17 protein-coding genes are annotated in these 19,385 nt (G+C 73.5%); 10 read left to right on the forward strand and 7 right to left on the reverse strand.

The features are described 5' to 3' along the window. Window position 1: 1 nt before the first annotated feature. The 3 genes from GC092_RS14155 to GC092_RS14165 all read left to right on the forward strand — a co-directional run bounded on the left by GC092_RS14155 (window position 2) and on the right by GC092_RS14165 (window position 2,143). A complete protein-coding gene (locus tag GC092_RS14155) occupies window positions 2-913 on the forward strand; it encodes a glycosyltransferase family 2 protein (protein WP_324012743.1) in 912 nt (303 codons plus the stop codon). Beyond that, a complete protein-coding gene (locus GC092_RS14160) occupies window positions 910-1,422 on the forward strand; it encodes a serine acetyltransferase (protein WP_324012744.1) in 513 nt (170 codons plus the stop codon). Before GC092_RS14155 ends, GC092_RS14160 begins: the two co-directional genes overlap by 4 nt. A gap of 283 nt (window positions 1,423-1,705) precedes the next feature. Then, window positions 1,706-2,143: an FAD synthase family protein gene (locus GC092_RS14165; protein ID WP_271174706.1), complete on the forward strand. Its 438-nt coding sequence runs from the start codon at window positions 1,706-1,708 to the stop codon at window positions 2,141-2,143. A 1-nt stretch (window position 2,144) separates the two neighbouring features. Here GC092_RS14165 and GC092_RS14170 read toward each other — a convergent pair whose 3' ends face one another. From GC092_RS14170 to GC092_RS14195, 6 genes are all read right to left on the reverse strand, one after another. Next, window positions 2,145-4,631, reverse strand: a complete 2,487-nt coding sequence (locus GC092_RS14170; RefSeq protein WP_324012746.1) for a CHAT domain-containing protein — start codon at window positions 4,629-4,631, stop codon at window positions 2,145-2,147. A 1-nt stretch (window position 4,632) separates the two neighbouring features. Further along, the gene (locus GC092_RS14175) at window positions 4,633-6,228 is read right to left on the reverse strand and encodes a S8/S53 family peptidase (protein WP_324012748.1); all 1,596 of its coding nucleotides are present in this window, start codon (window positions 6,226-6,228) and stop codon (window positions 4,633-4,635) included. A gap of 83 nt (window positions 6,229-6,311) precedes the next feature. Further along, window positions 6,312-6,779, reverse strand: coding sequence for a hypothetical protein (locus GC092_RS14180; RefSeq protein ID WP_271174709.1), 468 nt, complete (start codon window positions 6,777-6,779; stop codon window positions 6,312-6,314). Beyond that, window positions 6,776-7,405: an RNA polymerase sigma factor gene (locus GC092_RS14185; RefSeq protein WP_271174710.1), complete on the reverse strand. Its 630-nt coding sequence runs from the start codon at window positions 7,403-7,405 to the stop codon at window positions 6,776-6,778. Before GC092_RS14185 ends, GC092_RS14180 begins: the two co-directional genes overlap by 4 nt. A 93-nt stretch (window positions 7,406-7,498) precedes the next feature. Further along, a complete protein-coding gene (locus GC092_RS14190; protein ID WP_324014920.1) occupies window positions 7,499-8,644 on the reverse strand; it encodes a low temperature requirement protein A in 1,146 nt (381 codons plus the stop codon). Between the two features lie 66 nt (window positions 8,645-8,710). Beyond that, a complete protein-coding gene (locus GC092_RS14195) occupies window positions 8,711-9,595 on the reverse strand; it encodes a KPN_02809 family neutral zinc metallopeptidase (protein ID WP_324012751.1) in 885 nt (294 codons plus the stop codon). 60 nt (window positions 9,596-9,655) lie between these two features. Between GC092_RS14195 and GC092_RS14200 the strand changes: the two genes are divergently transcribed. Then, the gene (locus tag GC092_RS14200; protein WP_324012752.1) at window positions 9,656-10,555 is read left to right on the forward strand and encodes an oxygen-dependent tRNA uridine(34) hydroxylase TrhO; all 900 of its coding nucleotides are present in this window, start codon (window positions 9,656-9,658) and stop codon (window positions 10,553-10,555) included. Between the two features lie 31 nt (window positions 10,556-10,586). Here the strand turns inward: GC092_RS14200 and GC092_RS14205 are convergent, their stop codons facing one another. Beyond that, window positions 10,587-11,258: a type 1 glutamine amidotransferase domain-containing protein gene (locus GC092_RS14205; protein WP_324012754.1), complete on the reverse strand. Its 672-nt coding sequence runs from the start codon at window positions 11,256-11,258 to the stop codon at window positions 10,587-10,589. An 87-nt stretch (window positions 11,259-11,345) separates the two neighbouring features. On the opposite strand from GC092_RS14205, the gene GC092_RS14210 reads away from it, so the two are divergent. The 6 genes from GC092_RS14210 to GC092_RS14235 all read left to right on the forward strand — a co-directional run bounded on the left by GC092_RS14210 (window position 11,346) and on the right by GC092_RS14235 (window position 19,385). Beyond that, window positions 11,346-12,272, forward strand: coding sequence for a LysR family transcriptional regulator (locus tag GC092_RS14210; protein WP_324012755.1), 927 nt, complete (start codon window positions 11,346-11,348; stop codon window positions 12,270-12,272). A gap of 36 nt (window positions 12,273-12,308) precedes the next feature. Continuing rightward, window positions 12,309-14,978: a phosphoenolpyruvate carboxylase gene (locus GC092_RS14215; RefSeq protein WP_324012757.1), complete on the forward strand. Its 2,670-nt coding sequence runs from the start codon at window positions 12,309-12,311 to the stop codon at window positions 14,976-14,978. A gap of 115 nt (window positions 14,979-15,093) precedes the next feature. Beyond that, window positions 15,094-16,104: a LacI family DNA-binding transcriptional regulator gene (locus GC092_RS14220; RefSeq protein WP_324012759.1), complete on the forward strand. Its 1,011-nt coding sequence runs from the start codon at window positions 15,094-15,096 to the stop codon at window positions 16,102-16,104. 88 nt (window positions 16,105-16,192) lie between these two features. Then, the gene (locus tag GC092_RS14225; RefSeq protein ID WP_271174716.1) at window positions 16,193-17,530 is read left to right on the forward strand and encodes an extracellular solute-binding protein; all 1,338 of its coding nucleotides are present in this window, start codon (window positions 16,193-16,195) and stop codon (window positions 17,528-17,530) included. Further along, a complete protein-coding gene (locus GC092_RS14230) occupies window positions 17,527-18,492 on the forward strand; it encodes a carbohydrate ABC transporter permease (RefSeq protein WP_324012761.1) in 966 nt (321 codons plus the stop codon). The genes GC092_RS14225 and GC092_RS14230 overlap by 4 nt, the downstream gene beginning before the upstream one ends. Further along, window positions 18,489-19,385 carry a carbohydrate ABC transporter permease gene (locus GC092_RS14235; protein ID WP_271174718.1) on the forward strand — a complete coding sequence of 299 codons (897 nt, stop codon included), beginning with the start codon at window positions 18,489-18,491 and terminating at the stop codon, window positions 19,383-19,385. The genes GC092_RS14230 and GC092_RS14235 overlap by 4 nt, the downstream gene beginning before the upstream one ends.

Here is a 19,385-nt window from a genome sequence, read left to right on the forward strand (position 1 = left end):
CATGCCGCGACTCTCCGTGCTCATGCCGGCGTTCGACGCGGCGCCGACGATCGACCGCGCCGTGCGGTCGACGCTGCGCGACCTGCCAGCCGACGCCGAGCTCGTCGTGCAGGACGACGGATCGTCCGACGGCACGCTCGCGGCGCTCGAGCGCATCGACGATCCGCGCCTGCGCGTGCTGACGGGCCCGAATCGCGGCGTCGCCCGGGCGCTGAACGCCCTGCTGGATGCCTCAGCGAGCGAGTTCGTCGCGCGGATGGACGCCGACGACGTCGTCCTCCCCGGCCGCTTCCGCCGGCAGCTGCGGGCGCTGAAGGCCGCGGACGCCGTCTTCACGACCGTCGCCTCGTGGCACGGAGCCGGGGTGCCCCGCCCGCCGTGGCCGTCCGGCATCGGGATCGCGTCCTTCCCGTTCCATCTCCTCCTGACGAACCCCGTCGCCCACTCGACCATGGCCGCTCGGCGCTCCGCGGTCGAGGCCGTTCGCGGCTACCGCGTCGTCCCGAGCGAGGACTACGACCTGTGGCTGCGGCTCGCCTCGTCGGGCGCTCGTCTGCGTCGTCTCGCGGCCCCGTCCCTTCTCTACCGCGTGCATCCGGGGCAGGTCACGTCCGCCGAGGGCTGGCGCCTGCGGTCGTGGAACGACGAGCGCACGCAGGCCGCCTTCGCGGAGCTGTCGGCTCGCGTGCTCGGCGCCCCGCTCCCGCGCCTCACGGCCCTCGCGGTCGCTCCGCTGCCCGCGGAGGAGAAGGCCGCATGCCTCGACGAGTTCGAGCGGCGGTTCCGCTGTGCGGCGTCGCGGCTCCGGCCGACGGATCGCGCCGCGGTGCTGCCGCGCCTCGCGCGGCGCGCGGCCTGGTGCCGCGAGCGGATCCGCGCCGCCGCGGACGAGCGAGCGGAGGCAGCGTCATGAGCGCCGCGCGCGATCGCCTCCGCGCGGCGCTCCAGGCCGACCGGGCGGCGAACGCGCGGTACCCGAAGAGCCGGTTCGTGCTCGGCTGGCTGCGCCGCTGCCAACGCTGGCAGGGCAGCCGCCGGCCCCTCGGCCGCGCGATCTACCTCGCGCACGCCGCGGGATACAAGCTCGTGACGGAGTGGATCATGGGCATCGAGATCCCCCCGACGACCCGCGTCGAACCCGGACTCCGGCTGCGTCACGGCATCGGCGTCGTCGTGAACCCCGCGACCGTGATCGGCCGCAACGTGATGCTCCGCCACGGGGTGACGCTCGGCAATCGCCGCACGCCGCATGACTGCCCCGTGATCGAGGACGACGTCGAGATCGGGGTCGGAGCCGTCGTCATCGGCGCGATCACGGTCGGCCGGGGCGCGCGGATCGGCCCCTACGCCGTGGTCGTCAAGGACGTGCCGGCCGGCGGCGTCGTGCGCTCGCCGCGGTCCGAGCTCGTTACCGAGTCGTGATGTATCAGCCGACGCGGTCCGCGCTCTTCCCCAGTATGCGATCCGTTGAGAGCTCACGGGCACTGCCGCCGTCTGGGGCGGTCCGCGCGGTGCCCGTGGCCCCCGGCCGAGCGGCCCCAGACCCCGATGCCGATGCCGAACCCCCGGCGACGTCCGCATCGGTCGCCTCGGCCGTCCCGGCCGAGCCATGGGAGAGATCCGAGCTCTCTCCCATCGCCCCGGTGGTGCGCCCCCTGCGCCACCGGGGCACCTCCCGCCGTCCCGCCCGCGGGAAGGCGCCCGCATGACGCGCATCGGCTACGCGGCCGGCGCGTTCGACCTCTTCCACGTCGGCCACCTCAACCTCCTCCGCCACGCCAAGGAGAACTGCGACGTCCTCATCGCGGGCGTCGTGAGCGACGAGATGCTCCGCGCCGTGAAGGGCATCCGCTCGGTCGTGCCCACCGCCGAGCGCGCGGAGATCGTCCGGAGCATCCGGTACGTCGACGACGTCCACGTCGAGACGGTGCCGGACAAGCTCGATGTGTGGCGCGAGGTCGGCTTCACCCACTTCTTCAAGGGCGACGACTGGCGGGGCACCGAGAAGGGCCTCCGCCTCGAGCGCGAGTTCGGCGCCGTCGGCGTCGAGGTCGTCTACTTCCCCTACACCGCGCACACCTCGAGCACCGCGCTGCGGCGCGCGCTCGACGCCCTCGCGCCGGCCCTTCCCGTCGCGCGGTGACTCAGAAGCCCGAGCCGTAGCAGACGAAGGGCGCGACGTGCCCGGTCTGGGCCGTCGCCCGCATGAGCGCCTCGGCAGGGTCGAGCCCGCCGACGAGCCCCTCGTGCATCGCGCCCAGCAGCTCGCAGGCGACATCGTCGGCCACGGTCACGGGGGCCGCGATGACGCAGTGCGACCCCGCGTGCAGCCACGCCCTCGCCATCCCGACCGCCTCCTCGCCCCACAGCGCCGACGAGCGGCCGAGCTCGCACGCCGACAGCACGACGACGGCGGGCGGGCGCGCGATCGCGTCGATGTCGTAGCCGAACAGCGTGCCGTCCGCGAGCTCGAATCCGGACAGGAGCGGCGAATCCGGCGAGTGCCGCCCGTGCGCGACGACGTGGAGCACATCGACACCCTCCGCGAGAGCCGTCGCGTGCTCGATCCGCGACGCGTCGCCTGTGAGAATGCGCGCAGGGCGCCCGGCGCGCCGCCAGGCCCGCGCACCCGTGTCCGCCTCCTCGTCGCCGCGCGCGACGCCCGGGCCCACGACGAACCCGGCCGAGGAGAGCGGCACCGAGCCGCGCGTGGCGACCCAGCGCGATGCCGAGCGGACGTGCGTCACGACCCGGCCGCGCAGCGCCGGCAGCATGCCCCACGGCGTTCCCCGCAGCTCGCCCGGCGCCGTCACGACGACCCTCCTCGGGTCTCCCGCGGCGCGCACGGCCTCCTCGACGAGTGCGCGCGACAGGCACGACAGCCGGGCCTCGAGCGACTCGCGGATGAGCCGGCTTCCGGGCCCCGTGCGCGTCGCCGCGGCCGCGTTGAGCTCGCTGTACAGACCGCGGCGGAGGTCGCGCACGCGCCCCCACGGGATGTCGATGAGCGAGGGCGCGCCGCGCCCGGGCACGACGAGGCACGTGAGCCGGCCCCGGACGTACACGTAGGTGAGGAGGGCCGTGTCGCCGTCGAGCGCCGACCGCAGCTCGTCGAGGGAGACCACGGGAGGGCCGTCCGTCGAGGCCGTCGCCACCCACTGACGCTCGCTGATCCGCTGGCGCAGTGCCGTCACCCGCGGGTCGGCGACCCAGTCCGACGAGGCGAGCTCGGCGCGCAGCGCACGCAGCTGCGCGAGGTCGGCCGCGTGCTCGGCGTCCTGCGGAGGGCGCACGGGCGAGACCTGCTGGCTGAAGTGGCGCGTGTACTCCGACCAGCGGAAGACCGTGTCGGGGCGGCCGGAGCGCACGCTCGCTGCGAGGCCCTCGATGAAGATCCCCGATCCGTGCACGGCCGTCGACGAGAGCACCTCGAGCGACCCGAACGACCGCTGCCAGGCCGACACCTCGTGGAGGCCCGCCTCGGCGTGCCGGCGGGCGTCCGCGTCGCGCCCGAGGGCCGCCGAGCGGGCGGCCCTCGCCTCGTGGGCGAGCACGCGGACGGACAGCGGGTCGTCGGGATGCAGGCGGGCCGCGCGCGACGGCGGCCGCCCCGTGCGCGCGAGGGCCGCATCGAGCACGTAGCGGAGCGCGCGGGCCTCGACGCGGAACCCGAAGCGCGACAGCCGCCGCGCGACGCGCGCGCACTCCTCCTCGAGCGCCGAGGGGACGGGCTTCGCCGACGTGCGGTCGGCCGTGGGCGCGAGGAGCGCCCGCAGCCGGACGCCCTCCGCTCGCACCTCCCAGGACGCGCTGCCGAGCCCGCGGAAGCGCCGACTGGCGCGGAGCGCGACCCGGGCGGCGCGACCCGGCTCGTAGCCGAGCAGGGTCTGCGCGAGCTGGAGCTCGGCCTCACCGCGCGCCTGCTGCATGCGCGCCCGGCCGAACGCCTGGGCGACCTGCTCGAGCAGAGCGGCCGACTCGCGCAGCTGACCCGATTCCCGGAGGACCTCGGCGCGATCGAGGTCGGAGATCGCCGCGGCGACGGCGGAGTCGCGCGCGATCTCCGCGCGCGCGACGGTCATCTCGCTGAGCGCGAGCACGAGGTCCCCCGCGAGGAGCGCCGTGTACCCGAGATTGTGGCGGGCCTGCGCTTCGCCGCCGCGGTCGCCGAGGTCCGCGAAGAGCGCGGCCGCCGACCGGAACGCGTCGGCGCTCTCGCCGAGTCGTCGGCGCTGCAGAAGCGCGACGCCGCGATTCAGGACGACGTTGGCGCGCGAGGCGGGGCTGTCGATGAGCGCGACGGCCCGTTCGAAGAGCGGGAGGGCGGCGTCGACGTCGCCCCGGTGCAGGAGCAGCGTCGCCAGCTGACCGGAGATGATGCCGCGGGTCTCCTCCGGCAGCATCGGGAAGCGCAGGGCGGTGCGGCAGAGCAGCTCCGCCCCGTCCGGATCGCCGAGCTGCCCGAGCGCGTAGGCCAGCGACGCGCTGATCCGTGCGCGCAGGACATCGTCGTCGGCGGCCTCGAGGGCGCGCACGAGAAGCCGCCTCGCGGTGCGCAGCCGCTTCGCGTTGGCGGCGTCGACTCCCCGGCGGAGGAGCTCCTCGACGGGAAGCTCCGGGCGCGAGGCCACGTCATCCCCCTGACCGGTCCCGGGCGGCGAGCAGCTCGAGCGCGGCCGCCGTGGCCGCGCGGCTCTCGGCGCATGCATCGCCCGCCGCGCGGATGCCGGCCGCGGGCCATCCGAGCTGCGCGGCGATCATCGCGGCGGCGAACGGGGCAGCGAACGACGTGCCGCTCCACACGGCGAAGCTCCCGAGGTAGCACTCCGGCCCGATCGTCTCCCGCCGCCGCGCGAAGCGGTCATCGCGCGACGACGCCTGCCGCCCGCCCTCGAACGCGGGGATCGTGCTCACCACCGCGGCGCCCGGCGCGTACACGCGCACCCACGACCCGACGTTCGAGAAGAGCGCGACCGCCGCGCCGCTCGGGTTCAGCGCGCCCACCGACACGTGCTCGGCCCCGTCGTCGGGCTCGATGCCGTTGTCGCCGCCCGGCCACGGCCAGAGCGACGCGGGGAAGGGCGGCCGGTCGATCGCGTCGTTGCCCGCGGAGCACACGACCGCGCAGCCGAGCTCGCGCGCCCTGCGCAGGAGCTCGAAGAGCACGGTCGAGAAGAGCCCGTCCTCCGGGGTCTCGTGGTAGTAGCCGAGCGACAGGCTGATCACGTCGATCGCGCATCCGCCCTCCCGCCCCGCGCGGTGCCGCGCGAGCAGCTCGACGAGCCCGGCCAGCGTCTCGAGAAGCGCGCTCTCGTCGACGATGCCGAGGGCGTTCGCGACCCGCACGGAGAGGATGTCGGCCTCCGGGGCGACCTGCCGGACGATCCCGGCGATGAAGGTGCCGTGCCCGGCGACCGGATCGATCTCCCCGTCCAGCTGGCCGTAGAGGTCGGGGAACCGCTCGGGGTCGGCGTCGTCCGTGAGTCCGAGCGGCGCTCCGTCGAGCTCGACGCGCCGCGTGACGATGTCGTCGGGCAGCCACTCGTGCGCGCCGCACCCCGTGTCGAGGATCGCGACGACGGGGCGCCGTCGGCCGCGCGGCGGCTTCCCCGCGCGCGTCGGCCCGGCGCCGAGGCGCACGACGGGCTGCCGCCCGCCGTGCCCCGCTTCGGCGTACTGGTCAGCGCCATGCGGGTTGGTGCGCGTGAACGGGTTCGTCCGGGTGAAGGGATTCGTGCGCGTGAACGGATTGACGCCGACGGGGTCGATCGCGACGACGTGGTCGAGCGCGACGTCGCGCAGTCGGCCTCGAGAGAGTCGTCGCGCCCGCTGCAGGACGCGCCATGCATCGGGCGGCACGGGCGCCTCTCCCCGCGACGGCCCGTCGGGCGCGACGAGCTGCGCGCGCAGCATCCCGAGGCCCGGCAGCAGCGGGGTCGGCTCGTCCGCCTCGCCGAGCGCGTCGCCGCGCAGCGATTCGGGGACGACCTGCCACCCGAACAAGGCAGCGGCCTCCCGGACGAGGCGGAGTCCGTCGACCGCCTCCGCATCGTCGTCGCGCCGTGCGATCAGGAGCCGGTCGGGAACGTACGCGGTCGGGAACGCGCGCACGCCGTCGACGGGCTCGACCGCCGGGTCGAGGACCCGCCCGACCGGGATCGATCCCGCGGCGCGATCACGCCACGACCATCCGTCGGGCTGGGATGTGGTCCGGCTGTCGTCGGGCATCGCGCACCTCCCCGGGCACTCGGCCAGGGGAGCACCGCTTGCGCGTATTCTGCCCCAGAACCGCGGTCACGGGAAGATCGACCTCACATGTCGAACCAGGGGGTCGCGACCTCCCGGAGACCCTCCTCCTGCCGCACGACCATCCGCACCTGCGCGCGCCCCGCGGCCACGCCCTCGAACGAGAAGCGGCCGTCGCCGACCGTGTCGGCGGCCCACTCGGCGTCGTCCTGCGCGAGGCGCGCCGCGAGCACCGCAGGACGGGACCATCCGTCGATCCGGCGCGCGCCGCCATCCGTCGGCGACACGTGCAGCAGCACCTCGGCGTCGTCGTCCGCGAACTGGAGCGTGCGGCGCTCGTCGCCCGCCCGCACGGCGGCCTGCGCGCCGTCGACGAGGGAGAGCAGCGCGAACTCGCGCGAGAGGTCGTCCACGGCCACGGCCGCGATCATGCGGTCGGCGAGTCCTGCGGGGACGGGATCGGCCTGCTCCCAGGACGCGCGCAGCGCGTCGAGGAGCTCGCGGTCCTCTGCTCCCCCGACGTGGTCGTTCACGATCGTCCCTCGTCTCGTATATCGGGATTCAATCTGGCTCGAAGCTTAGCGAGGCAGCGCTGCCTCGTGGGCCCGATGCTTCCCACCGGCATGCGCAGATCGGCGGCGATCTGGGCGTAGTCCGGTCGGTCCTCGAAGGCGACGATCCGCAGCAGCCGCTGGCACCGCTCGTCGAGCGCGCGCACGGCCAGCCACAGGCGGTCGGCCGTGTCGGCCTCGGCGACGTCGTCCTCGGCCGCGCGGCGCGACGGGAGCCGCGCCTCGAGCAGGTCGTCGTCGGTCGGATCGGCGCGACGGTCCGCGCGCGCGACGCGCCATGCCTCGCGGCGCGCGGTCACGCGCAGCCATCCGGAGACCGCGTCGGCGCTCGCGATCGTGTCGTGCTTGCGGACGAGCGTGAGCCACGTCGTCTGGATGACGTCCTCCGCCGCCGCGCGACGCAGGCCGTACGCGCGGACGACGTGCCACAGCACGGGGGTCATGATGCGCACCAGCTCGTCGATCGCCTGCGGGTCGCCGCTGCGCCAGCGCGCGAAGTGCGCGGCCGCCTGCTCCCAGCGCGCCGCGCCGTGGGCGTCGGCGACGTCGTCCGCGTCATCCGCGGGCGACAGGGAGAGATCGTCCATGTCAGACACATTGTGTCCATACCTGCGACGAGGCGTGCAACACGCGGCGTGATACGTGATGCAGTCGATACCGAGGCGCTGCCCAGGCGGCGCTCAGCGCGCCTGCCCGGGCAGCGGCGCCCCGGCGGAGCGCGGCGACCTCAGCACGAGGACGACGACGATCGCCACGAGGATGACCGCGCTCAGCGCGAGCGGGAACGGCAGGAGCGCGTCGAGCAGGACGAGCACGGCGCCCACGGGCACCACCGTGTTCACGACGCGATCGGCGTGCGCGCGGATGGCGATCCACCAGATGCCGAGGACGAACAGCGCGATCGGGATGGTCACCGTGGAGGCCGCGGCGGGCCCCGTGAGCTCGCTGTGGTGGGTCAGCGCGTCGATCTCGACCTCGACGCCGGCCGAGAACGCCCCCGCCGCCGCGAAGACGACGTAGTGCACGTACCCGTAGCGAATCGACTGCGCGAGCGATCCGATCGCGGAGTGGTGCGGGGGCCAGAAGTAGATCCACCAGAGCGCGGCCGTCACGACGAGGGTCAGCACGGCGATCGCGATGAGCGGAGCCAGCGCGTCAGCGTCTTCGAGGGCCTCGATGATGGCGTTGGCCGACGCGAGCAGGCTCTCGCCGAGCAGGATGAGCGTGAAGAGCCCGTACCGCTCGGTGATGTGGTGCGGATGCCACGGGGTGTTCGCTCCGCGCTCGGCGATGATCGGGACGGCGAGCTCGAGCACGACGCCGATGAGGAAGGCCACGAGGAACGCGCCCTCGGGCACGAGCAGAGTGAGCAGCCAGTACACCTGCACGACCGCGATGCCGAGCGCGTACATGAGGGTCGTGCGCCGGGTGCGGCCGGCGCCCCGCGAGGCGCGCAGCCACTGCGCCACCATCGCGACGCGCATGATGACGTAGCCGACGACGGGGATCGTGAAGTCGCCGTGGAAGGCGGGGCCCACCCCGGCCGCGAGCACGAGCACGCCGCCCATCTGCACGATCGTGAGCACGCGGTACAGCCAGTCGTCGGCGTCGAACGACGTCGCGAACCACGTGAAGTTCATCCACGCCCACCAGATGGCGAAGAAGACGAGCAGGTACGACACGACGCCGTCGAGCACGTGCGCCTCGACGAGGGCGTGGTGCAGGTTGACCGCCGCCGTGCTCACGGCGATCACGAACACGAGGTCGAAGAACAGCTCGAGGGAGGTCGCGGCCCGATGGGGCTCGCGCGGGTCGCGCGGGCGCATGGGGACCATCCGCAGACGGCCGAGCGCGGAGTGCGGTGCGTTCACACGCGACAGACTACGCGCGGGTCAGAGCTCGCTCCCCGGCACGGCGAAGGTGTCGCACGCGCGCTCTCCGCGCTCGTACCCGGTCTGGAACCACCGCATGCGCTGCTCGCTCGAGCCGTGGCTCCAGCTGTCGGGGTTGACGACGCCGCCGGATTCCTGCTGGATGTGGTCGTCGCCCACCGCGGAGGCGGCGTCCATCGCGTCGGCGAGCTGCCCGCGGGTGGGCGCCTCGAGGTACGGGACGCCGTTCTCGTCGACCTGCTCGGTCATCGCGCCCACCCAGGCGCCCGCGAAGCAGTCGGCCTGCAGCTCGGTGCGCACGCCGTCGCTCTCGGGCCCGGTTCCGCCGCCCTGATGCTCCTGCAGCACGCCCGTGAGGTTCTGCACGTGGTGCCCGTACTCGTGTGCGAGCACGTACAGCTGCGCGAGGTCGCCCGCCTGCGCGTCGTAGCGCTCGCGCAGCAGGGAGAAGAACGTCGGGTCGATGTAGACCGTCTCGTCGGGCGGGCAGTAGAACGGCCCCGTCGCGTTCGACGCGGTGCCGCACGAGGTCTCGGTCTGCCCGTCCACGATGATGAGCTCGGGCTCGCGGTACCCCTCGAGGGCGCCGGCCCAGAACTGGTCGAGCGCGAGCGATCCGGCCGCGAGCCGGCAGTCGTCGTTCTCGTTCGCGTCCTGGCCCGTCTCGCAGTCCGAGATCGCCGTCTCCTGGCCGGAGCCGCCGGGCGCGCCGGCGTCGGGCGACAGCAGCCCGAGCACCGACCCGAAGTCGCCGCCCGTGAGCAGTCCGACGACGAGCACGCCGAGCAGGCCGAGGCCGCCGATCCCGCCGCCCGCGATCGCCGCGGTCCGTCCTCGACGCCGTGCGCCGTGCCCGCTCACATCCGCGTTCTCGTTGAACGTCATGACGCCCACGGTACCGCTCCCGACCGGCGTCCTCACGGCCTGCTCGCCTACCCTGGATCCGTGCCCGCCAAGATCCTCCTCTACTACCTCTTCACGCCGATCGCCGACCCCGAGGCCATCCGCCTCTGGCAGCGCGACCTGTGCGAGCTGCTGGGGCTGCGGGGCCGGATCCTCCTGTCGGAGCACGGCATCAACGGCACGGTCGGCGGGGACATGCAGGCGCTCAAGCGCTACGTCCGCAAGACGAAGGACTACGCGCCCTTCAAGGGCATCGACTTCAAGTGGTCGTCGGGGTCGGGCCTCGACGCGGAGGGCCGCAGCCTCGACTTCCCGCGGATGTCGGTCAAGGTGCGCGACGAGATCGTGTCGTTCGGCGCGCCCGGCGAGCTGCGGGTCGACGAGAACGGCGTCGTGGGCGGCGGCACGCACCTCACACCGGGTGCCCTGCACAAGCTCGTCGAGGAGCGCGGCGACGAGGTGGTGTTCTTCGACGGCCGCAACGCGTTCGAGGCGGCGATCGGCCGCTTCCGGAACGCCGTCGTGCCGGATGTCGCCACGACGCGCGACTTCATCGCGGAGCTCGACTCGGGGCGCTACGACGACCTCAAGGGGCGGCCCGTCGTGACCTACTGCACGGGCGGCATCCGGTGCGAGGTGCTCTCGAGCCTCATGACGGCGCGCGGCTTCGGCGAGGTGTACCAGCTCGACGGCGGCATCGTCCGCTACGGAGAGACCTTCGGCAACGCGGGCCTGTGGGAGGGATCGCTCTACGTCTTCGACGGCCGCGAGTCGATGACGTTCGGCGACGGCGCGGCGGTGATCTCGCGCTGCGCGGCGTGCGAGAGCCCCACCGACCGGATGGTCGACTGCGTCGACGAGACCTGCCAGGTCCGCGTCGTCCTGTGCGCGGGCTGCGGCGACGTGCACCCGTGCGGGCGCCACGCGGCCGTCGCCGCGTAGCGCCCGCCGGGGCGGATGGCTCCGCGCCGCCTCAGGACAGGCGCGCGAGCAGGGCGCGCGCGACGGATGCGGACGACTGCGGGTTCTGACCTGTCACGAGCGCGCCGTCCTCGACGACGTGATCGGCCCACGGCTCGGCGGCGTCGACCGCGATGCCGCCGTCGCGCAGCGTCGACTCGAGCAGCCACGGCGCCTTCGGAGCGAGCCCGCCCTGGCGCTCCTCCTCGTCGGTGAACGCCGCGACGGTGCGCCCCGCCGCCGCGAGCGCGCCGTCCGACCGCTTCGCCGCGAGCAGCGCCGCGACGCCGTGGCAGACCAGCGCGAGGGGCGTGCCGGCGTCGAGCGCCCGCACGATCAGGGCGCCGGAGGCGGCGTCGCGCGCGAGGTCCTCCATGGGTCCGTGCCCGCCGGGGTAGAACACGGCGTCGAACGCGCCGGGGTCGACCTCCGCGAGCACGAGCGGGCGCTGCAGGCCGGGGATCGCGGCGAGCGCGGCCCGCGCCTCCTCGTCGTCGGCGATCGATCCCTCGTCGACGACGGGGACGACGCCGCCGGGGGTCGCGAAGGCGACATCGTGGCCGGCCCCGACGAGCAGGCGGTACGGCGCGAGCAGCTCCTCGGCCCAGTATCCGGTCGGATGCGCGGTGCCGTCGGAGAGGGTCCAGGTGCGGGCTCCGGTGACGACGAACAGGACGGTGGACATGGCGACTCCTTCTCGATGGGACGGCCCGAGCGGGCCGGCACCGAGGACAACGCATGGAGACCGCTACTCTTCCGATATCTTCGCGATGTGAGCCATAGATCCTCTGATGGGCTGGATGACCTCGCCCTGTGGCGCACCTTCCTCGCGGTGCACACGGCCGGGTCCCTCTCGGGTGCCGCGCGCACGCTCGGCCTCACGCAGCCGGCCGTCACGGCGCAGCTGCAGACCCTCGAGCGGCGCCTGGGCGAGCGCCTCTTCGCCCGCGGAGCCCGCGGCGTCACGCCCACGCCCCGGGCCGAGGCGCTCGCCGCCCGGCTCGCGGAGCCGTTCGGCGCGCTCGCCACCGCGCTGTCCGGTGCCGACGCGGGAAGTGCGACGTCGCACGCGCCCGTGCGCGTGGGCGGGCCGGCCGAGCTCCTCGCCGAGATCGCGGCGCCCGCGCTCGCACCGCTCGTCGCGGACGGCGTGCGGCTGCAGCTCGTGCCCGGGCTGAGCGGCGCGCTCGTCGACGGCCTCCGCGCGGGCGTGCTCGACCTCGTCGTGGCGTCCGAGCGCCCTCGCGGACGCGCGGTCGTCGCGGCGCCGCTCGCCGACGAGGCGTTCGTCCTCGTCGCGTCGCCCGCGTTCGCGCGCGCCCGCGGGCTCGCACGCGGCGCGGTCGCGCCCGATGCCCTCGCCGACGTGCCGCTTCTCGCCTATGCGCACGACGTGCCCATCCTGCGCCGGTACTGGCGGCACGTGTTCGGAACGCGACTCGAGCGCGAGCCCGCGCTCACGCTCCCCGACCTGCGCGCGCTCCGCGCGGCCGCGATCGCCGGCGCCGGCGTGACCGCGCTCCCCGAGCATCTCTGCCGCGCGGCGCTCGCCGGCGGCGAGCTCGTGGACCTCCGGCCGTCCGACGACCCGCCCCGCAACACCCTCCATCTCGTGCGGCGACCCGGCGCCCCGGCGGGCCCGCACGTCGAGCGCGTGCGCGACGCGCTGTCGCACGCCGTCACATCCGCCCTCGCGTGAACGGAGCGGTCGCGCGCGCCCGCTAGCGTTGTCTGCATGCACGATCCCACCCCCACGGAAGTTCTCGACGCCGTCGGGCGACTGGAAGCGGAGCAGGAGATCCCCGAGCAGATGCGCGCCGACGTGCGCCTGCTGGGCTCCCTCCTCGGCCAGGTGCTTCGCGAGAGCGGCTCGGCCGGCCTGTTCGACGACGTCGAGCGCCTGCGCGTCGCGACCATCCACGCGTACACGGACCCCAGCCCCGAGGCCTTCGACCGCGCCGTCCGGATCGCCGACTCGTTCTCGATCCAGCGGGCAGACGAGGTCGCACGGGCGTTCACGTGCTACTTCCACCTCGTGAACCTCGCCGAGGAGCACCACCGCGTGCGCGTGCTCCGCGAGCGCGACGGCCAGCCCGAGCGCGACCCGCGCGGCACGATCGCCGGCGCGTTCGCCGAGCTCGCCGGCGAGATCGGCGAGGACGCGGCGCGCGAGCGCCTGCAGGCGCTGCGCTTCCACCCCGTCTTCACGGCCCACCCGACCGAGGCCCGCCGCCGCGCCGTCTCGACGAGCATCCGCCGCCTGTCGGCCCTCGTCGACGAGCTGGGCGCCGCGCCCGAGGGCGGCTCGGCCGCGCAGCGCACGCAGCGCCTCATGCTCGAGGAGATCGACACGCTGTGGCGCACCGCGCCCATCCGCCCCGAGAAGCCGTCGCCGACCGACGAGGTGCGCGCGGTCATGGCGGTCTTCGACGACACGCTCTTCACGGCCGTCCCCGAGATGTACCGCCGCGTCGACGACGCCATCCACGGCGGCGTCGACGGCGACCGGCCGCCCGTCGTGCGCCCGTTCGTCCGCGTGGGCAGCTGGGTCGGCGGCGACCGCGACGGCAACCCGTTCGTCACGGCCAAGGTGAGCCGCAAGGCCGCCGCGATCGCGAGCGAGCACGTGCTCCTCGGCCTCGAGCGCGCCGCGCAGCGCGTGGGCCGCGGGCTCACGCTCGACGCGACCTCCACGCCGCCGAGCGACGAGCTGCTCGCGCTCTGGGAGCGTCTGCGCAGCGCCGACGAGGACGCCGCCGCCGACATCGCCAAGCGCTCCCCCAACGAGCCGCACCGGCGCATCCTCCTCCTCATCGCGCGCCGCATCACGGCGACCCGCACGCGCGACGCCGACCTGGCCTACCGCGACCCCGAGCACCTGCTCGCCGACCTGCGGATCGTGCAGACGTCGCTGGCCGACGCGGGCGCCGCGCGTCAGGCGTACGGCAGCCTGCAGCACCTCATCTGGCAGGTGGAGACCTACGGCTTCCATCTCGCCGAGCTCGAGGTGCGCCAGCACTCGGCCGTGCACGCGAAGGTCCTCGCCGAGCTCGACGCGGGCGGCCCGCGCAGCGAGCTGACCGAGGAGGTCCTCGAGGTCTTCCGCGCGATCGCGTTCATCCAGGAGCGCTTCGGGCCGCGCGCGGCCGGCCGCTACATCGTGTCGTTCACGCAGTCCGCCGACGACCTCGCCAACGTGCACCGCCTCGCGCGCTACGCGGTCGGCGACGCGGGGCCCGCGCCCGTGCTCGACGTCATCCCCCTCTTCGAGACGTTCGCCGACCTGCAGGCCGCGCCGCGCATCCTCGCCGAGATCGTCGAGCACCCCGAGTTCGCGTCGCGCCTCGACGCGACCGGCCGTCGCCTCGAGGTCATGCTCGGCTACTCCGACTCGTCGAAGGACGTCGGCCCCGTCGCGGCGAACCTCGCCCTGTACGAGGCGCAGGCGGCGATCGCCGCGTGGGCGCAGGAGAACCGCATCGAGCTCACGCTCTTCCACGGCCGCGGCGGCGCGCTCGGCCGCGGCGGCGGCCCCGCGAACAGCGCGATCCTCGCGCAGCCGCCGCACTCGGTCGACGGCCGCTTCAAGCTCACCGAGCAGGGCGAGGTCATCTTCGCCCGCTACGGCGACCCCGACATCGCGATGCGGCACATCGACCAGGTGGCCGCGGCCATCCTCACGGCGGGCGCGCCGTCGAACGAGGACCGCAACCGCACGGCCGCCGAGCGGTACGCCGACATCGCGCAGGTCATGGAGACGACGTCGCGCGCGCGGTTCTTCGACCTCGTGAAGGCCCCGGGCTTCGCGCCGTGGTTCGCCACCGTGACGCCGATGGAGGAGATCGGGCTGCTCGCGCTCGGCTCGCGCCCGGCCCGCCGCGGGCTCTCGGTCGAGTCGCTCGAGGACCTCCGCGCCATCCCGTGGGTGTTCGCGTGGACGCAGGCGCGCATCAACCTCGCCGGATGGTTCGGGCTCGGCACCGCGCTCGAGTCGGTCGGCGACGAGGAGCGGCTGCGGGCCGCCTACGCCGAGTGGCCGCTCTTCCGCACGATGATCGACAACGTCGCGATGAGCCTCGCGAAGGCGGACGACCGGATCGCCCGCCAGTACCTCGCCCTCGGCGACCGCGACGACCTCGCCGCGCTCGTCATGGACGAGATGGCGCTCACGCGCTCGTGGGTCGTGCGGATCGTGGGCGGCGACGGGCTCCTCGCGAACAAGCCCGTGCTCCAGCGCGCGGTCAAGCTCCGCAGCCCGTACGTCGACGCGCTCTCGCTCCTGCAGCTGCGCGCCCTCCGCGCGCTGCGCGAGACGCCAGCGGGCGGGAACGCCGACCCCGAGCAGCAGCGCCTCCTGCTCCTGTCGGTCTCGGGTGTCGCGGCCGGTCTGCAGAACACCGGCTGATCCCGCCCTCTCTCCCCTGCGTGTCTCACTCGGCGCGGGAATGCCGGCGGCATTCCCGCGCCGAGTGAGACACGCACAGGGGGGCGTCTATTCTGAGCGGATGGCGAGGAGGGCGATGCGGGCCACCATGAAGGACGTGGCGGCGCTCGCCGGAGTGTCGCCGAAGACCGTCTCCAACGTCGTGACGGGCACGGTCTTCGTCCGCCCCGAGACGACCGAGCGGGTCGAGAGGGCGATGGCCGAGCTCGACTTCGTGCCCAACCTCAGTGCGCGCGGCCTCCGCAATGGCCGCTCGGGCACGATCGCGGTCGCGCTGCCGGATCTCGCGACCGCGTTCTCGGCCGAGCTGCTCGACAGCATCCTCGACGTCGCCCACGAGCGCGGCTTCGCGGTGCAGATCGAGGAGACGGCCGCCGAGCCCGGCCGCGAGTACGAGCTCATCTCGCGCGCCCGCGCGCACCTCATCGACGGGCTCATCCTCAACCCGATCCGCCTCGAGGACAGCGCGGTCGAGCACGCCGATCACCTGCCACCCGTCGTGCTCATCGGCGAGGTCGAGCAGCACGTCACCGACCGCGTGTTCGTCGACAGCCTCGCGGCCTCGCGCGAGATCACCCGCCACCTCCTCGAGCGCGGCGCGCGCCGGATCGCGGCCGTCGGGGGCGACGACGCGTCGGAGATCGCGACCGCCACGAGCCGGCTGCGGCTCGCCGGCTACCGCAAGGCGCTCGCCGACGCGGGGATCCCCCTCGATCCCGCGCTCGAGGTCAACCGCTTCCCCTGGACGATGGCGGCGGGCGCGGCCGGCATCGACGAGCTCGTCGCGCGCGGGACCCCGTTCGACGCCGTCGTCGCGTTCACCGACTCGATCGCGATCGGCGCGCTGCACGCCCTGCACGCGCACGGGCTCCGCGTCCCCGACGACGTGCTCGTCGCGGGGTTCGACGACGTCGAGCCCGCGCGCTTCGCGACCCCCGCTCTGACGACCATCCGCTTCGACCGAGGCGCCTTCGCGCGGGAGGCCGTCACGCTGCTCGAGAGCCGGATGTCCGACCGGTCGCAGGCGCCGCGCGCCGTGCAGGTCGCTCATGAGCTCATCGTCCGCGCGAGCACCGACCGCTCGTGAGCGGCTCGCCTCCGCACGCCTCTTGCGCATCCATTACATCGATGTAATGATGGCGTCGTCTCTGTCAGACGGTCACGAAGGAGTGGCGATGGCATCACCACCGGTCCACATCACGCGGCGCCAGCTCTTCGCGGGCGCCGCGGCTCTCGCGGGGACGGCGCTCATCGCCGGCTGCACCCCGGCGAGCGCCGCCCGCGGCGCGCAGCAGCTGCAGTTCTGGCACCTGCTCTCCGGCGGCGACGGCGTGACGATGTCGGGCCTCCTCGACGGCGTCAACGCCGCGCAGGAGGAGTACCGCATCCGCCCCACCGTCCTCGCGTGGGGTTCGCCGTACTACACCAAGCTCGCCATGGCGGCGACGGGCGGGCGCGCACCCGAGGTCGCGGTCATGCACGCCACGCGCGTGGCGGGCTACGCGCCGGGCGGCCTGCTCGACCCGTGGGACGTCGACCGGCTCGCCGAGCTCGGCGTCGACGAGAGCACCTTCCCCGCGCCGATCTGGGAGAAGGGCTTCGCGGGCGGCGAGCTCTACAGCGTCGCGCTCGACGCGCACCCGTTCATCCTCATGTTCAACACCGACATCTGCGACGCCGCCGGCGTGCTCGACAGCGACGGGCGGCTCCTGCCGACGTCGTCGCCCGAGGAGTTCCTCGAGCTCACGCGGGCAGTGGCCGGATCGTCGGAGAGCCACGGCCTCTCGTACGGGTACCTCGGCGACGGCGCTCAGATGTGGCGCCTCTTCTACACCCTCTACACGCAGCACGGGCTCGCGATGGAGCTGCCCGAGGGCGGGAAGAGCGTGCTCGACCAGGACGCGGCCGTCGAGTCGCTCACGCTCATGCAGAGCCTGCTGGACGGCGAGATCGCCGCCCCGCAGAACGACTACCAGTCGGCCGTCGCCGAGTTCGCGACGGGCCGCAGCGGCATGTTCCTCACGGGCGTGTGGGAGCTGCGGACCATGCAGAACGCGGGCATCCCGTTCGACGCGACGACCATCCCCACGCTCTACGGCACCGACTCCGTGTACGCCGACTCGCACTCGTTCGTGCTGCCGCACCAGACGAGCCCCGACCCCGTCAAGCGCGACCTCACCTACCGGTTCGTCGCCGACATCCTCAAGGGCTCGTTCGACTGGGCGGGGGCGGGCCACATCCCGGCCTACCTGCCGATCACGGAGTCGCCCGACTACGCCGACCTCGTCCCCCAGGCGCACTACGCGAATGCAGCCGAGAACGTCGCATACGACCCGCCCGCGTGGTTCACCGGCTCTGGCTCGAACTTCCAGGGCGACTTCGGCGCGTCCGTGCAGGACGTGCTCCTCAGCGGCGGCGACCCCGCCGCCGCCATCGCGGCCTTCCAGGCGCGCGTCGACAGCATGCTCTCCAAGCCGAACCCGGCCGACCCCGAGGGGACGTGGCAGTCATGACGACCACAGCTCCCACCACCCGCACGATCGTCACCGGCGGCGCGCAGCGCGGCGGACGCCGTCACGTCGGAGCCCAGCGCAGCGAGCAGCTCGTGAGCTGGGTCTTCCTCGCGCCGTTCCTCATCGCGTTCGCGCTCTTCCTCGTGTGGCCGATCCTCCACGGCATCTACCTGAGCTTCACGAACCAGTCCCTGACCGGCGCGGGCGGCGACCTCGTCGGCTTCGCGAACTACGCCGAGGCCCTCGCCGACCCCGTCATGTGGCGCTCGCTCGGGAACACCCTCTGGTTCACGGTGCTCTCGACCGTTCCGCTCGTCGTCATCGCGCTCGTCATGGCGGTGCTCGTCGACCGCGGCATCCCCGGCCAGTGGCTGTGGCGCCTGTCGTTCTTCATGCCGTTCCTCCTCGCCTCGACCGTCATCTCGCAGATCTGGGTCTGGATCTTCAACCCTCAGATCGGCGCGGCCAACAACATCCTCGAGGCGCTCGGGCTCGCCCCCATCGCGTGGCTGCAGAACCCCGACACGAACATGATCGCGATCGTCATCGCGACCGTGTGGTGGACGGTCGGGTTCAACTTCCTGCTCTACCTCGCGGCCCTCCAGAACATCCCCGCCCAGCAGTACGAGGCAGCGTCGCTCGACGGCGCGGGGCCGTGGCGCCAGCTCTGGTCGATCACGATCCCGCAGCTCGGGCCCGCGACGGTCCTCATCGTGATGCTGCAGATCCTCGCGTCGCTCAAGCTGTTCGACCAGGCGTACCAGATGCTCGGCGGCGTCGCGAGCGACACCACGCGCTCCATCGTGCAGTACATGTACGAGGCCGGCTTCGTCGGCTACCGCTTCGGCTACTCGGCAGCCATCTCCTACGTGTTCTTCGCGCTCATCGTCATCATCGGCGTCGCCCAGGCGGCGATCATGTCCCGTGGTGCCGCCGCCGCGCGCAGGAAGGAGCAGCGATGACCACCGTCACGCAGACCCTCGTCACCCCCTCCACCGCGCGCCGCGCCGAGCGCAAGCCCGGGGCCCGGCGGTTCGGCCCGCTGCGGATCGTCGCGTTCGCGGTGCTCCTGCTCCTCGCGATCGGATGGCTGCTGCCGTTCCTGTGGGCGGTCGCGACCGCGTTCAAGACCGAGACCGACGCCGCGTCGGGCGACCCCTCGTGGATCGGGCCGAGCGGCCCCACGACCGACGCGTTCACGGCCATCCTCTCGCAGGGCAACGTGTGGATCTGGGCCTTCAACAGCCTCTGGACGTCGGCCGCCGTGACGGCCATCACGCTCGCGATCTCCGCGATGGCCGCCTACGCGTTCTCGCGGCTCGACTTCACCGGGCGGCGCTGGCTCTACGTGGCCGTCATCGCCGCGATCGTCGTGCCACCGCAGGCGCTCATCATCCCGCTGTTCTACGAGATGCTCGCCTTCAACATGATCGACACGCACTGGGGCCTCATCCTGCCGCAGGTCGTCGCCCCGGCGATGGTGTTCATCCTCAAGCAGTTCTTCGACGCCGTGCCGATCGAGCTCGAGGACGCCGCCCGCGTGGACGGCGCGAGCCGCTTCCGCGTGTTCTGGTCGATCGTGCTCCCGCTGTCGCGGCCCATCCTCGCGTCGGTCGCGATCTTCGTGTTCATCGGCGCGTGGAACAACTTCCTCTGGCCGTTCCTCGTCATCAACGACACGACGCTCATGACGCTGCCGGTCGGCCTGCAGACCGTCATCAGCGCCTACGGCGTGCAGTACGCGCAGGTGATGGCCCAGGCCGTGCTCGCCGCGCTGCCGCTCATCATCGTGTTCCTCATCTTCCAGAAGCAGATCGTCAAGGGCGTCGCGACCACCGGCTTCGGCGGCCAGTGA

Source organism: Microbacterium sp. JZ37, assembly GCF_035188445.1.
In the GTDB taxonomy this organism is placed as follows: domain Bacteria; phylum Actinomycetota; class Actinomycetes; order Actinomycetales; family Microbacteriaceae; genus Microbacterium; species Microbacterium barkeri.

Bases quoted from the DNA above. Each gene is read 5' to 3' on its own strand.
- GC092_RS14155 (WP_324012743.1), top strand. From the start codon at position 2: ATGCCGCGACTCTCCGTGCTCATGCCGGCGTTCGACGCGGCGCCGACG.
- GC092_RS14160 (WP_324012744.1), top strand. From the start codon at position 910: ATGAGCGCCGCGCGCGATCGCCTCCGCGCGGCGCTCCAGGCCGACCGG.
- GC092_RS14165 (WP_271174706.1), top strand. From the start codon at position 1,706: ATGACGCGCATCGGCTACGCGGCCGGCGCGTTCGACCTCTTCCACGTC.
- GC092_RS14175 (WP_324012748.1), bottom strand. From the start codon at position 6,228: ATGCCCGACGACAGCCGGACCACATCCCAGCCCGACGGATGGTCGTGG.
- GC092_RS14185 (WP_271174710.1), bottom strand. From the start codon at position 7,405: ATGGACGATCTCTCCCTGTCGCCCGCGGATGACGCGGACGACGTCGCC.
- GC092_RS14190 (WP_324014920.1), bottom strand. From the start codon at position 8,644: ATGCGCCCGCGCGACCCGCGCGAGCCCCATCGGGCCGCGACCTCCCTC.
- GC092_RS14195 (WP_324012751.1), bottom strand. From the start codon at position 9,595: ATGACGTTCAACGAGAACGCGGATGTGAGCGGGCACGGCGCACGGCGT.
- GC092_RS14205 (WP_324012754.1), bottom strand. From the start codon at position 11,258: ATGTCCACCGTCCTGTTCGTCGTCACCGGAGCCCGCACCTGGACCCTC.
- GC092_RS14215 (WP_324012757.1), top strand. From the start codon at position 12,309: ATGCACGATCCCACCCCCACGGAAGTTCTCGACGCCGTCGGGCGACTG.
- GC092_RS14220 (WP_324012759.1), top strand. From the start codon at position 15,094: ATGCGGGCCACCATGAAGGACGTGGCGGCGCTCGCCGGAGTGTCGCCG.
- GC092_RS14225 (WP_271174716.1), top strand. From the start codon at position 16,193: ATGGCATCACCACCGGTCCACATCACGCGGCGCCAGCTCTTCGCGGGC.
- GC092_RS14230 (WP_324012761.1), top strand. From the start codon at position 17,527: ATGACGACCACAGCTCCCACCACCCGCACGATCGTCACCGGCGGCGCG.
- GC092_RS14235 (WP_271174718.1), top strand. From the start codon at position 18,489: ATGACCACCGTCACGCAGACCCTCGTCACCCCCTCCACCGCGCGCCGC.